Source organism: Novacetimonas pomaceti (assembly GCF_003207955.1).
Lineage (GTDB): Bacteria > Pseudomonadota > Alphaproteobacteria > Acetobacterales > Acetobacteraceae > Novacetimonas > Novacetimonas pomaceti.
In genome coordinates this window covers 287985-301568 of record NZ_NOXG01000001.1, presented here as the reverse complement: position 1 = coordinate 301568, position 13584 = coordinate 287985, and the positions used below count along the sequence as shown (strand labels likewise).

Genomic DNA, 13584 nt, shown 5'->3' with positions numbered 1-13584 from the left:
GTGTCGAACATGGGACGCTAATACATTATGCAATTTTCACGACAGGACCTCATTATGTCTCAGGCCTCTGCCCCTCATGCGACAGACATGCTGCAGCAGCAGGCCAGGGAGCTGGTGGCGATCCCGGCCCTTTCGGACAACCCCGTCATGATGCTGGCACGCAGCATCGGACAGCAGATCGACAGGGGCGTGCTGTCGATCGACGCGCTGGAGGAATGGGTGCGCCAGCTGCGCGACCGTGCCTTTGGCCATCGCGCCTGCCACATCGCCGCCTATGTCGGGGGGGTGGATGACGCCGTGATCGAGGGGCGGATGCGCGACGTGGCGCGGCGAATCGTGCAACCGGACCCCAATGACAGCCCCGTTCCCATCGCCCGGTTCCGCGCCGCGACCGAACGCAGCCGCTTTGCCGCCGTGTTTACCGCCCATCCGACCTTCGCGCTGGCGAACCCGGTCTACGAATGCCTTGCCGACATGGCGACGCACAATCCGCAACAGCCCCCCGCCGACATCCCCGCCTTCCTGACGCACCGCCGCGCCGCGCCGCCCACATTGGACGAGGAATTCACCCTCGCGACACAGGCCATCCTGCGCGGGCGCAACGCGCTGGACCGCCTGACGCGCATCCTCCTGACCGAGGCACGGACCCACTGGCCGCAGCTGTGGGTGACGCTGATCCCGCGCCCGGTCATCATGACAAGCTGGGTCGGATACGACACGGACGGCCGCACGGATATCGGATGGTGGGACACGCTGCGGCTGCGGCTGCGCATGAAGCACATGCAGCTGACGCGCCTGCGCGGGCAGATAGCATCCGTCACCTCGCCCCCCGTGAACGACCTGCTGGAGCGCGTGACGCGCGCGGCCGAAGCGGTGGAGGCACAGATCGCGGCCTGCCCCGACAGCCCTGACCCGCAGGCGGTCGCGGATTTCGCCGGCATCCTGATCGGCCGGCGCGATGAGGCCCTGACCAGCAGCAACGAACTGCTTCCCGCCTTTGGGGAAGCCATCGACGCGGCACTTCCCGATGACAAGATGACGCTGTCCATCGCGCGCGCGGGGTTCATGGCGCATGGCCTGTCGGCCGCGCACACGCATGTCCGCCTCAATTCGACGCAGCTGCATAACGTCGCGCGCCAGCGGCTTGGCATCACCGACAATCCCGACATCCATGTGCAGCGCCGCGCCCTGATCGCCCAGATTGACGAGGCGCTGGGCACGACGCAGCCCATCGACATCGATTTCGGTTCCCTGCTGGTGGAACAGTCGACGGCGGGACGGCTGATGATGACGGTGCGCCAGATCCTGCATCACATCGACCGCACCACCCCCATCCGCTTCCTGATCGCGGAGACGGAAACCGGATACACCCTGCTGACCGCGCTGTGGCTGGCGCGCCTGCTGGGGGTGGAGGACATGATCGAGATCTCCCCCCTGTTCGAAACGCAGGAGGCTTTGGAAAAGGGCGAGCATGTCATCGAGGAGGCCCTGCGCTCCCCGCACTGGCGGGCCTACCTGCAGCGCACGCGCAAGCTGAGCCTGCAGTTCGGCTTTTCCGATTCGGGGCGTTACGTGGGGCAGCTGGCCGCGACCTACCTGATCGAACGCCTGCGGCTGAAGATCTGCGACCTGCTGCGGCAGTGGGACCTTGCCTTCGTGGAGGTGATCCTGTTCGACACGCATGGGGAAAGCATCGGGCGCGGCGCGCATCCCTATAGCCTTGCCGAACGTTTCGACTACCTCTCCCCGCCGCACGCGCGCATGCGCTTCCTTCAGGCGGGCATCCGCCTGCGGGAGGAAACGGCGTTCCAGGGGGGCGATGGCTACCTGCTGTTCGGGACGCAGCCACTGGCCGATGCGACGGTCAGCGTGATCGCGGAACATGCTTTCGCCCCGACCTCCATCGACGAGGACCCGGTTTATGACGAGCCGGACTTTTCGGCCGATTTCTTTTCCACCATCGCGCGCGGCATGACGGGACTGGTGGAAGATCCCGGCTATGCCGCGCTGCTTGGCGCGTTCGGGCCGTCCCTGATCGACAAGACGGGATCGCGTCCCTCCGCCCGGCAGAGCGATGCCGCAGCCATCACCACGCGCATCCGCCATCCCAGCCAGCTGCGCGCCATTCCCAACAATGCCATCCTCCAGCAGCTGGCATGGTGCGCCAATACGCTTCAGGGGCTGGGGACGGCGGCGACCCGCCATCCCGACACGTTCGAACGCTACCTCAACGACAGTCCGCGTTTCCGCCGGGCGCTGGATTTCGCGGCCCATGCGCTGGCCCATTCCTGTGACGGCGTCCTGCGCGGGGTGATACGGCTGCTGGATCCGGACATGTGGCTGCAGCGCGCCACGTCGCAGCAGGACCCGAAACGTCAGGAGGCATGCCTGACGCTGATGCACGGGCTGGAGCGGCTGGATTTCTGGGCCAGCACGCAATCCATGTTCCGCCGGATCCAGTCCGATCATCTGGCGTTACGCAATGCATGGCCCAATGCCCCACGGATGGAGGCGGACGAGATGCTGCTGCACGCCATCCGCATCGCGGTGATCGAGCAGATATGGATGCTGTCGACGAAAATCCCCTATTTCGCGCCCCGCAACGCCTTTACCCGCGACGTGCTGACGGCCAAGGTCCTGTGCCTGGAAATTCCCGGCGCCCTCAAGGAACTGGAACAGATTTTCCCCTATCGCGCCGATCGCAGCTTCGACCTGGATTTCCATGAACCGCACGGCCCGCGCGATGAAGGCGCCTATACCCGCGAATATACGGAAATATTCGAACCCATGCAGCGCCTGTTCGCGCTGGTGCGTGAAATCAGCACGGGCGTGATGCACCATGTCGGGGCGTTCGGCTAATCCCATGTCCCGCCATGACTGGCGCGTCGTCGAGGCGCCGCCCCCCTATGGACAGGCGCTTCCCGTCACTGCGGGCATACGCCGCGTTGTCGCCAACAATCCCGGCCCCATGACGGGAAACGGCACCAATACGTGGATCGTGGACCATGACGGCGGCGCCGCCGTCATTGATCCCGGCGTCACGGACGCGGCGCATCTGGACGCGGTGGAGCGCGCGCTGAACGGACGCAGGCTGACCCATATCATCCTGACCCACACCCATCACGACCATCTGGATGGCGCGCGCCCCCTGTCGCAACGCAGCGGTGCGCCGATACATGCCTGGCACAGCAGCGCCGAACCCGCCTTTTCCCCCGATGTGGGCCTGCATGACCTGGACGAGGTCGCGGGACTGCGGGTGTTGTACACGCCCGGCCATGCCACGGATCATATCTGCCTTGAAACCGGGGATGGCGTCATCTTCACCGGCGATCATGTCATGGGCTGGTCCACGACCCTGGTCCCCCCTGCCCCGCATGGATCGGTGCAGCTGTTCCTCGACAGCATGGAGCGGCTGATCGGGCGTGGCCCGCGCCTGCTGCTGTCCGCCCATGGCCCGGCCATCGAACATCCCGAAACCTGCATGCGCGGACTGATGGAACATCGTCTGGCGCGCCACGAAAGCATCGCCGCCCTGCTGCGGCCACAGCCGCGCACGGTGGAACAGATCGTCGATGCCGCCTATTTCCGGCTTCGCCCCGGCCTGCGACGGGCGGCGACGCTCAACCTGCGGGCGCATCTTGAAAAACTGCGCGATGACGGACGCGCCATCCAGAACGGCGACAGCTGGGCCGCGGTCCCGGCCTGATCTCGCGAAAGACTGCCTTTAAAAAAGAAGTTTTTGGTGAAGCTTTTTTCCAAAAAGCTTTGAAAGACGCCGACTTTTTGAAAAAAGGCGGCACCCAAAAACTTTTACTCCTTTTTATCAATGCGCTGTTTTCAGACCATCTCTGGACAGCATCTTCCCGGCGGATACGCCGCAACAGGCCGGTCCGGCACGCATTTCCATCCGCCCAAACGAAAAAGGCCGGCCCCCGAAGGAGCCGGCCCATTCCCGTATGTCGTTGCTCGCCTTTATCAGGCGGACTTGGACATGATTTCCTCGGCCACGTTGCGCGGCACCGGATCGTAGTGATGGAACTGCATCGTGAAGGAGGCACGACCCTTCGTCATCGAACGCAGGTGCGAGATGTAGCCGAACATTTCCTTCAGCGGCACCTGAGCGCGGACCATGACGGTCGAGCCCGAGCTTTCCTGGTTCTGGATCATGCCACGACGACGGTTCAGGTCACCCACCACGTCACCGACATGATCGTTCGGGGTGGTGATTTCCACGTCCATGATCGGCTCGAGGATGACCGGACCGGCCTTCTTCATGCCTTCACGGAAGCAGGCCTTCGCCGCGATTTCGAACGCCAGCGCGGACGAGTCGACGTCATGGTACTTGCCGTCGAGCAGCGTGAACTTGAAGTCCACCGTCGGGAAGCCCGCGAGGACGCCGGTCGTGGCCTGCGCCACGATGCCCTTGTCAACCGCCGGGATATATTCCTTCGGCACGGCGCCACCGACGACCTTGTTCTCGAAGGAGATGCCCTCGTTACGCTCGACCGGCGCGAACTCGATCTTCACTTCGGCGAACTGACCCGAACCACCCGACTGCTTCTTGTGGGTATAGGTTTCGGTGTGTGCCTGCGTGATCGTCTCGCGATACGCAACCTGCGGCGCGCCGATGTTCGCATCCACGCCATATTCGCGGCGCAGGCGGTCGATGATGATATCCAGATGCAGTTCGCCCATGCCCGACAGGATCGTCTGGCCGGTTTCCTGATCGGTCTTCAGGCGCAGCGAGGGATCTTCGCCCGACAGCTTCTGCAGCGCCAGCGTCATCTTCTCCACCGCGTCCTTCGTCTTGGGCTCGACGGAGATGTCGATGACGGGAACCGGGAAGGTCATGCGTTCCAGAACCACCGGATCGGCGGGATCGGCCAGCGTATCACCCGTCTGGGTGTCCTTCAGGCCCACGAACGCCGCGATGTCACCGGCATGGACTTCCTTGAGCTCCTCACGCTTGTCGGCGTGCATCTGGAAGATGCGGCCGATACGTTCCTTGTGGCCCTTCGTGGTGTTCAGGACGGTGTCGCCGGTCCGCAGGACGCCACGATAGACGCGCACGAAGGTCAGCGTGCCGTACTTGTCGTTGATGATCTTGAACGCCAGGCCAGCGAACTTCCCGTCGGGATCGACCGGGATGATCGGCAGCTTGTTTTCGTCAACTTCCTCGTCTTCCGGCGGCGCGATGCGGATGCCTTCCACGTCGTCAGGCGCGGGCAGGAAGTCGATGACCGCGTCCAGCAGCGGCTGAACGCCCTTGTTCTTGAATGCCGTGCCGCACAGGACGGGACGGAATTCGCCCGAGATGGTGCCCTTCTTGATGCAGCGCTTCAGCGTCGCGACATCGACGTCACCCTTGTCGAAATATTCTTCCATCGCGGCGTCATCGACGGCCAGCGCGGTGTCGAGCAGGTTCTGGCGGGCTTCCTTCGCCTTTTCCAGCAGGTCGGCGGGGATTTCCTCGTCATGGAACTTCGCGCCCAGCTCGCCGCCTTCCCAGACGATGGCCTTCATCTCGATCAGGTCGACGACACCGACGAAATTCTCTTCCGTGCCGATCGGCAGCTGAAGCGGAATCGCGACGATATCCAGCTTTTCCTTCAGCGTGTCGAACGCGTGATAGAAATCGGCGCCGGTACGGTCGAGCTTGTTGATGAAGATGATGCGCGGGACGTTATAGCGGTCGGCCAGACGCCAGTTGGTTTCCGACTGCGGCTGTACGCCGGCGACGCCCTCGATGATGAACACCGCGCCATCGAGCACGCGCAGCGAGCGGTTGACCTCGATGTTGAAGTCAATGTGGCCCGGGGTGTCGATGATGTTGATGCGATGGCCTTCCCATTCGCATGTCACGGCGGCGGACGTGATGGTGATGCCGCGCTCACGCTCCTGCGCCATGTAGTCGGTGGTGGTGTTGCCCTCATGGACTTCACCGATCTTGTGCGACACACCGGTATAATAAAGGATACGCTCGGTCGTCGTGGTCTTACCGGCGTCGATATGCGCGGTAATACCGATATTGCGAATCAGGGACAGATCAGACTTGTCGGACACGGGAGAACCTCCACAAGACAACGTGGGCGCGAACGGGACTGCATTCCCTTCGCGCCTGCCGGGACCGTGAGCTGCTCCCGCCCCTGGCCGCAAGGGCTGGACGATGCAGACCGGCACGACGGAATAATGAACCTGACGTGGCCAGGCTTTACGCCACGACCCGCATTCCCGCCACGAACGGTGCGGGAATGCGGGTCATGCGCGCCCTAAATCAGGCTGCGGCGGCGGCCTTGCGGCCCTGCACACGCAGGATGCGGCGCTTGACGGTCATCGCCTCGGGCGTCAGCTTCCGATTGGGCGTGGACAGCAGGAACGCGTCCAGTCCGCCGTTATGCTCGACCGTGCGGATCCCGTTGGTGCTCAGGCGCAGGCGCACCGGCGCTCCCAGGATGTCGGACAGGAGCGAGGTTTCCTGCAGGTTCGGGAGGAAACGGCGGCGGGACTTGTTGTTGGCGTGGCTGACGTTGTTTCCGGTCAGCACGCCTTTGCCCGTGATCTGGCAACGGCGAGACATAGTATCATCCTCGGATAAGACTGGGGCCGAGGCACTAATGCCCGGCTAAGGATCTTCTAGATTAGGCGCGGCTTATCGCCAAACCACCGCGATCCGTCAAGACGGATATGCCATGATTCGGCGTTTTTTGTCTGAAAACAGGGTTTTTCAGCCTCTGTCCCCCTGATTCGGGCGGGGCCTCACGTCCCGAGGAACCACGATGCCGGCCGCCCGCGGAAATGCGTGTCAGCCCTTGGCGACACGGTCATGGTCGGGATGCAGTTCCCCTGCTTGGACGCTGTGCAGCGCGTTTTCAAGCATCGCCTGCATGGTTTCCTTGCCCATGGTCCGCGACAGCAGGCCCAGCGCACCGCCCAGCAGGGCGGATGAAATGGCGACCGGCGGCAGGTTTTCACCCAGCATGTATTCGATCGCCTTGTCCACCACGGCGCCGCAATGGCTCAGTTCCGCGGGGATCCCGCCTTCCTGTTCCGCGCCCGCCGCGTCATGGGGCGTATTCTTCGTATCCGTCATTTCAGGAAAGCTCCCTCCTGGCTATCGGTTCGTGTCTTCCATATGGACCCTGGGTGCGCCGCTGACCAGAGGGGCGTCCACGCGTCGCGCGGAACAGCGCCACGGGCCGCGCGGCGGGACATGGACCGCCATTCAGTCCTGCGCCACGTGCGCCCTTGCGTTCTCTTCCGCCTGCGCGGCCCACATCGTGGCATACAGCCCCCCGAGTTCGAGCAGCGCGCGATGGCACCCGCGTTCGCGTATCACGCCCTTTTCCATCACGAGGATTTCATCCGCGTCGATTACGGTGGAGAGGCGGTGGGCGATGATGATGGTCGTCCGGTGCGCCGCGACCGTGCGCAGCGCGGACTGGATTTCCTGTTCCGTGCGGGTGTCGAGCGCGCTTGTCGCCTCGTCCAGCAGCAGGATGCGCGGGTTCTTGAGGATGGTGCGCGCGATCGCCACGCGCTGCTTTTCCCCGCCCGACAGCTTCAGTCCCCGTTCACCGACGCGCGTTGCATATCCCTCCGGCAGGGAGATGATGAAATCGTGAATCTGCGCAAGCTTCGCCGCCTCCTCGATTTCGGCCTGCGTCGCGCCAAGGCGGCCGTAGCCGATATTGTAGCCGATGGTATCGTTGAACAGGATGGTGTCCTGCGGCACCACGCCGATGGCCGCGCGCAGGGCGGCCTGGGAATAGTCGCGGACATCATGGCCATCGACCTCGATCACGCCCGCATCGACATCGTAGAAGCGGAACAGCAGGCGGCTGATGGTGGATTTCCCCGCCCCCGTCGGCCCGACGATGGCGACCCGGCTGCCGGCCCGCACGTGGAAACTGATGTCATGCAGGATTTCGCGCCCGGGGCGATAGCCGAAGCGCACGTGGCGGAAACGCACGTCGGCGGCCGGGGCCTCATCCAGCCGGGCCTTCAGCACGCGGGCGCCCGGACGGTCCACCACGTCGGAGCGTTCGTCCATCAGCGCGAACATGTGCTCAAGATCCACCAGGGAGTTGCGCAGCGAGGAATAGATGCTGCCAAGGAAATTCAGCGGCAGGTAGAGCTGCATCAGGTAGGTGTTGACCAGCACGAAATGCCCGACGCTCAGGCGTCCGGCCTCCACATCGTGCGCTGCCATCAGCATGACCGCGATCAGGGCCAGGGCGATGATCGCGGCCTGCCCGAAATTCAGTCCGTTGAGCGAAAGCTGCGTGCTTATGGCCGCCTTTTCATAACGGATCTGCGCATCCTCGTACCTGTCGCGCTCATGCGCTTCGTTGCCGAAATACTTGACCGTCTCGTAATTGAGCAGGCTGTCGAGCGCCTTCCAACTGGCCTCGCTGTTGATTTCGTTCATGCGGCGGCGCAGGCCGATCCGCCATGAGGTGAACGACACCGTAAAGACCACGTAGGCCGCGACCGCCACCAGCATGATGGCGGCATAGCGCCAGTCAAACAGCCGCCATATCACGATGATGACCATCAGCGCCTCGATCAGGGTGGGCACCACGTTGAACACCCCGACCCGCAGCAGCGTCTCGATCGCTTCGGTGCCGCGCGCGATGGCACGGGTCACGCTGCCGGACTGGCGATTGAGGTGAAAGCGCAGGGAAAGCTGGTGCATGTGTTCAAAGCTGCGGATCGCGGCGATGCGGCTGATGCGGAAACGCAGCGGCGCGAACAGCGCGTCACGCAGTTCCCCCAGCCCGGCCGCCAGCATCCGCAGCCCGCCATATCCCACGATCAGCAGCAGCGGCAGCATCCCCGCCGACGGCCCCGGATGCAGGGCGTCGATCACCCTGCTATAGAGATAGGGCACGCAGATGGTCGCGACCTTGGCCAGAACGAGCAGCACGCAGACGCATGCCACCCGCAGGCGCACGCGCGGTTCATGCGGCGGCCACAGGTAAGGCAGCAGGGCACGCAGGGTTGTCAGGGCGGAAGTCCTGGTCGCCGTGGCACGGCGGTCGGAAGCACGGGAAACGGTCATGAATTGGGATGTGACATGCCATTCGTGATTTGCAAGCCATATTTCCGGCCGGGGCCGGTCAGGCAAACAGGTACCGGACGGTCATGGCCGCCACGCGCCGCCCCGAGCCGTCCCGAGCCGCGCAAAGGATTGTCAGCCCCGGGACCAGCCGTTATGGCAACGATGCCCCAGCAACAGATACCCTGACCAATAAACGTCCCAGCAGGAAATGATGGTTCAATGTCCCCCGACCTGACTCCCTTTTTCCGTCACATCGCCGCCTGCAACACCGCCAGCCTGCCCGGCCGGCGGATTGCCTTTCACCTGGGCGGGGCGCCCGCGGGCTGGGTCGCGCCGGAACTACTGCCTGTCCTGCTGGACCACGGCATGACGCATGAACGCGGGGTCGTGACGCTGACCGATCCCGCGCGGCTGGAAGCCATTGGCGAGGCGATGGCCCGCGAGGGCGTCTATCGCTCTCACCACGAACTGTTCGATGTCCGAACGGATGTGGACCGGCCCGCCATCGCGCGCATCGATCGCGGGGCGCTGCCCCTGTTCGGGCTGATGGCGCAGGGCGTGCACCTCAATGGCCTCGTGCGCCGCGCGGAGGGGCTGCACCTGTGGATCGCGCGCCGTTCGATGAGCAAGCGGCTCGACCCCGGCAAGCTGGATCACCTTGTGGCGGGGGGCATCCCGGCGGGCCATACCCCGGCGCAGGCCCTGCGCAAGGAAGCGGCGGAGGAGGCCAGCCTGCCCGCTGCCCTGCTGGCGCGCGCAACGCCCACGGTCACCATACGTTATGCCCTTGACCGGCCCGAAGGGCTGCGCCGCGATATCCTGCACTGTTTTGAACTGCTGCTGCCCGAGGATTTCATCCCCCGCCCCGCCGACGGGGAGGTGGAGGAATTTTCCCTCATCCCGCTGGCCGAAGCCTTCCGGCTGGTGCGCGATACCGATGCCTTCAAGTTCAACGTCAACCTTGTCCTGATCGACCTGTTCCTGCGCACGGGCCTGATCGATCCCGCGACGGCGGAAGGCCAGCGCCTGCGCGCGGGACTGGATGGCTGGCGTTTCTTCGCCGGCCGGTCCGGCCATGCCCCATCCGGACCAGCACCGTCCGCGCCCGCGACATGACCGGCCATCGCGCCAGTTCGTTATTGCCATTCCGCGCCGGACATGCCGCCATGGCCCGTGCCGTGCCGGATCCTGCCCCCGTCACCGACCCGAAAGACCGATGCCCATGACCACGCCCCCCGTCGCGCGCAAGATCCCCCGCCGCATAGAGCAGCTTGGCCGCGTGCGGGAGGACGAATACGCATGGATGAAGGACGATAACTGGCAGGCCGTGCTGCGTGATCCCTCGCTCCTGCGTGAAGACATCGCAGCGCATCTGAGGGCGGAAAACGCCTATACGGCGGCGGTGCTGTCCGGCACCACGGACCTTCAGGAAAAGCTGGTCGCGGAAATGAAGGGACGCATGCAGGAGGTGGAATCCTACCCCGCCGTGCCCCACGGGCCGTGGTACTATTACTCCCGCTATGACCGGGGGGCGCAGTATCCCGTCTATGCCCGCCACGCCGCCGATGCCCCGGAACGCGAACAGGTGCTGCTGGATGTGAACGCGCGCGCCACCCGGCATGAATATTTCGCGGTTGCCGCCGCGACCCACAGCCCCGACCACCGGCTTTTCGCCTATGCCGAGGACACGCAGGGTTCCGAAATCTATCGCGTGCGGATCAATGACATCACGACCGGCGCGGCCGTGGGTGCGCCGATCGAAAACTGCAGCGGCGCCTTCGTCTTCGCCCCCGACAGCCGCCACCTGTTCTGGATCTGGCGCGATGACCATGGCCGCCCCGCGCGCGTCTATCGCCGCGAAATCGGATCGGATGCCGATACGCTGGTGTATGAGGAAAAGGACGCCGGCTTTTTCGTCGGCGTGGCGGCCACGCGCTCGGGACAGTGGATCATCATCACATCGGGCAACCATGATACCTCTGAATCATGGCTGATCCCGGCCGCGACCCCTGACGCGCCGCCCGCATGCGTCGAACCGCGCCATGAGGGCGTGATGTACGACCTGCATCACTGGGGGACGGATTTCGTCGTCCTGACCAATGCCGACGGGGCCATCGACTTCACGCTGAAACTGGCGCCGCAGGATGCCCCCGCGCGGGCGAACTGGCGCGAACTGGTGCCCCATGAACCCGGACGCTACATCACCGCATGCTGCACCTTCGCTGACTGGCTGGTATGGCGGGAACGCCATGAGGCCAACTGCCGTATCGTCATGCAGACGCGGCAGGGGGAACGCCATGTGCTGGGGTCGGGGGAAGCGGCCTATGACCTCTCCCTTTCGGGGGGATACGAATATGACACCACGGAACTGCGCTACATCTACCAGTCGCCCACGACGCCGCGGCAGTGGTTCGCCTATGACATGCAAACGCGCGCGCGCCGCCTGCTGAAACAGCAGGATGTCCCCTCCGGCCACAATCCCGCCGATTACCGCTGCTGGCGCCTGATGGCCCGCGCACCTGACGGGCAGGAGGTGCCGGTCACCGTCCTGGGCCGCCACGATACGCCCCGCGACGGGTCCGCGCCGCTGCTCCTGTACGGGTACGGGTCATACGGGCATGCGATCGAGCCTGATTTTTCCACCCGCACCCTCAGCCTTGTCGACCGGGGATGGTTTCACGCCGTCGCCCATGTGCGTGGCGGCTCGGAAAAAGGGTGGGGCTGGTTCCTTGGCGGACGCGGCAGGAACAAGGTCAACAGCTTTACCGATTTCATCGCCTGCGCCGAACACCTGATCGGGCAGGGATTCGGGGCAAAGGGAAAAATCGTCGCCGATGGCCGCTCCGCCGGGGGGATGGTCATGGGGGCCATCGCCAACATGCGGCCCGACCTGTTCGCGGGAATCGTGGCGGTCGTGCCGTTCGTCGATGAACTCAACACCATGTCCGATGCCTCCCTGCCGCTGACGCCGCCGGAATGGCCCGAATGGGGCAACCCGCTGGAGGATCCGGCGGCCTATGACCTGATCGAAAGCTATGCCGCCTATGAACAGGTGCGGCCGCGTGACTATCCCGCCATTCTGGCGATGGGGGGGCTGACGGACCCGCGCGTAACCTATTGGGAGCCCGCGAAATGGGTGGCGCGCCTGCGTGAAAATACGCTTTCATCGCGCCCGGTCATGTTACGCACCAACATGGAGGCGGGACACCGGGGCGCGACGGGACGTTTCGACTCCCTCAAGGACGCGGCCCTGATCCATGCCTTTGCCATCTGGGCCATCGAAACTGCCTGAGCCCGCCCCATCGCCCCCCCCCGGCCAGGGAACATCACGACGGGGGACATCACAAGGATGACCATGCCGGATCACAAGATCGCCGATGCCGAATCCCGCCTGCCCGACCACGGACTGGAAGGTAACGGGCAGTCACTTCGTACTTTCCGTTCCTTTCGCGAAACACAGCGGGCGCAGCGGATCGCACGGGGGCTGCTGGCGCTGTTTTTCGTCGCGATGGCGCTTTATACGGTTCGTGGTTTCCTGCCGTCGCTGATCTGGGGGGGAATCTTTGCCATCGCGTCATGGCCGCTTTATGTCCGTGCGCGCATCCGCTGGCATGCCGCCACGCACCAGCTTCTGCTGCCGGCGGCCTTTACGCTGGGAATCGCGCTGATTTTCCTGGTGCCGGTGACCCTGTTCGGGATAGAGGCCGCGCGCGACGCCGAAAGCGTCCTGCACCTTCTGAACAATGCGCGGCATTCGGGCCTGCCGGTTCCGCCGTGGGTCGATCACCTGCCCATCGGGGCGCAGAGCATGCGCTCATGGTGGGAAGGCCACCTGCAGGACCCGGATGACTTTTCCGCCCTGCTGGGCTCCCTGCGGATCGGGCAGAGCGTGAAGATGACGCAGCAGCTTGGCTCGCAGGTGATGCACCGGGGCATCCTGTTCATATTTTCCATCCTGACCCTGTTCTTCCTGCTCAAGGACGGGGATTCGGTCATCCGGCAATGCCTGGTAGTGTCGCGTCGCGCCTTTGGCAAACGTGGGGAAAGGATCGCGCTGCAGATCATTGCCTCCATCCACGGCACGGTGGCGGGGCTGGTCCTTGTGGGGATGGGCGAAGGGCTGCTGATGGGCGTTGCCTACCTGATCGCGGGCGCGCCGCATCCCTTCCTGTTCGGGGTGGTAACCGCCGTGGCCGCCATGATCCCGTTCTGCGCCGTGATCGCCATCGGAATCGTGTCGATCCTCCTGCTGGTCAAGGGCAGCGCCATGCTCGCCATCGCCATCATGCTGATCGGGCTGGCTGTCATTTTCCTGGCGGACCATCTTGTGCGCCCTGCCCTGATCGGCGGATCGACGCAGCTGCCGTTCCTGTGGGTCCTGACCGGCATCCTTGGCGGCGCGGAAAGCTGGAACCTGCTGGGGCTGTTCATGGGGCCGGCCATCATGTCCGTGCTGCACATGATATGGCGCAACTGGACGCGCGTCCGCGACTGAACGGCGGACGCGAAATGCCCCAGAAGGG

Annotated in this window: 9 protein-coding genes; 5 read left to right on the top strand and 4 right to left on the bottom strand. The window is 64.5% G+C overall.

From position 1 onward, the window contains the following. Positions 1-54: 54 nt before the first annotated feature. On the top strand, positions 55-2859 hold the full coding sequence (locus tag CFR71_RS01415) for a phosphoenolpyruvate carboxylase (RefSeq protein WP_110526071.1): 2805 nt from the start codon (positions 55-57) through the stop codon (positions 2857-2859). Further along, positions 2840-3706 (top strand): MBL fold metallo-hydrolase, encoded by an 867-nt coding sequence (locus tag CFR71_RS01410; RefSeq protein WP_239020217.1) that lies wholly within the window; start codon positions 2840-2842, stop codon positions 3704-3706. The genes CFR71_RS01415 and CFR71_RS01410 overlap by 20 nt, the downstream gene beginning before the upstream one ends. A gap of 269 nt (positions 3707-3975) precedes the next feature. Here the strand turns inward: CFR71_RS01410 and fusA are convergent, their stop codons facing one another. The 4 genes from fusA to CFR71_RS01390 form a co-directional block, all read right to left on the bottom strand. Beyond that, positions 3976-6063 (bottom strand): elongation factor G, encoded by a 2088-nt coding sequence (gene fusA, locus CFR71_RS01405; RefSeq protein WP_110526065.1) that lies wholly within the window; start codon positions 6061-6063, stop codon positions 3976-3978. A 211-nt stretch (positions 6064-6274) separates the two neighbouring features. Continuing rightward, positions 6275-6577, bottom strand: a complete 303-nt coding sequence (gene rpmB / locus CFR71_RS01400; protein ID WP_110526062.1) for a 50S ribosomal protein L28 — start codon at positions 6575-6577, stop codon at positions 6275-6277. A 225-nt stretch (positions 6578-6802) separates the two neighbouring features. Continuing rightward, complete coding sequence (locus tag CFR71_RS01395) at positions 6803-7090, bottom strand: hypothetical protein (protein ID WP_110526059.1); 288 nt, start codon at positions 7088-7090, stop codon at positions 6803-6805. Positions 7091-7222: 132 nt separating this feature from the next. Further along, a complete protein-coding gene (locus CFR71_RS01390; RefSeq protein WP_110526606.1) occupies positions 7223-9061 on the bottom strand; it encodes an ABCB family ABC transporter ATP-binding protein/permease in 1839 nt (612 codons plus the stop codon). 219 nt (positions 9062-9280) lie between these two features. Here CFR71_RS01390 and CFR71_RS01385 point away from each other — a divergent pair, with 219 nt between their 5' ends. The 3 genes from CFR71_RS01385 to CFR71_RS01375 all read left to right on the top strand — a co-directional run bounded on the left by CFR71_RS01385 (position 9281) and on the right by CFR71_RS01375 (position 13556). Beyond that, positions 9281-10177: an NUDIX hydrolase gene (locus tag CFR71_RS01385; RefSeq protein WP_110526057.1), complete on the top strand. Its 897-nt coding sequence runs from the start codon at positions 9281-9283 to the stop codon at positions 10175-10177. A gap of 106 nt (positions 10178-10283) precedes the next feature. Further along, positions 10284-12353: a S9 family peptidase gene (locus CFR71_RS01380; RefSeq protein ID WP_110526604.1), complete on the top strand. Its 2070-nt coding sequence runs from the start codon at positions 10284-10286 to the stop codon at positions 12351-12353. A 57-nt stretch (positions 12354-12410) separates the two neighbouring features. Then, on the top strand, positions 12411-13556 hold the full coding sequence (locus tag CFR71_RS01375; RefSeq protein WP_408889531.1) for an AI-2E family transporter: 1146 nt from the start codon (positions 12411-12413) through the stop codon (positions 13554-13556). The last annotated feature ends 28 nt before the right edge of the window (positions 13557-13584 follow it).

What these genes read in the sequence shown, in the direction of transcription:
- CFR71_RS01415 (WP_110526071.1), top strand. Translation starts at nt 55, where the DNA reads ATGTCTCAGGCCTCTGCCCCTCATGCGACAGACATGCTGCAGCAGCAG.
- CFR71_RS01410 (WP_239020217.1), top strand. Translation starts at nt 2,840, where the DNA reads ATGTCGGGGCGTTCGGCTAATCCCATGTCCCGCCATGACTGGCGCGTC.
- rpmB (WP_110526062.1), bottom strand. Translation starts at nt 6,577, where the DNA reads ATGTCTCGCCGTTGCCAGATCACGGGCAAAGGCGTGCTGACCGGAAAC.
- CFR71_RS01395 (WP_110526059.1), bottom strand. Translation starts at nt 7,090, where the DNA reads ATGACGGATACGAAGAATACGCCCCATGACGCGGCGGGCGCGGAACAG.
- CFR71_RS01390 (WP_110526606.1), bottom strand. Translation starts at nt 9,061, where the DNA reads ATGACCGTTTCCCGTGCTTCCGACCGCCGTGCCACGGCGACCAGGACT.
- CFR71_RS01385 (WP_110526057.1), top strand. Translation starts at nt 9,281, where the DNA reads ATGTCCCCCGACCTGACTCCCTTTTTCCGTCACATCGCCGCCTGCAAC.
- CFR71_RS01380 (WP_110526604.1), top strand. Translation starts at nt 10,284, where the DNA reads ATGACCACGCCCCCCGTCGCGCGCAAGATCCCCCGCCGCATAGAGCAG.
- CFR71_RS01375 (WP_408889531.1), top strand. Translation starts at nt 12,411, where the DNA reads ATGACCATGCCGGATCACAAGATCGCCGATGCCGAATCCCGCCTGCCC.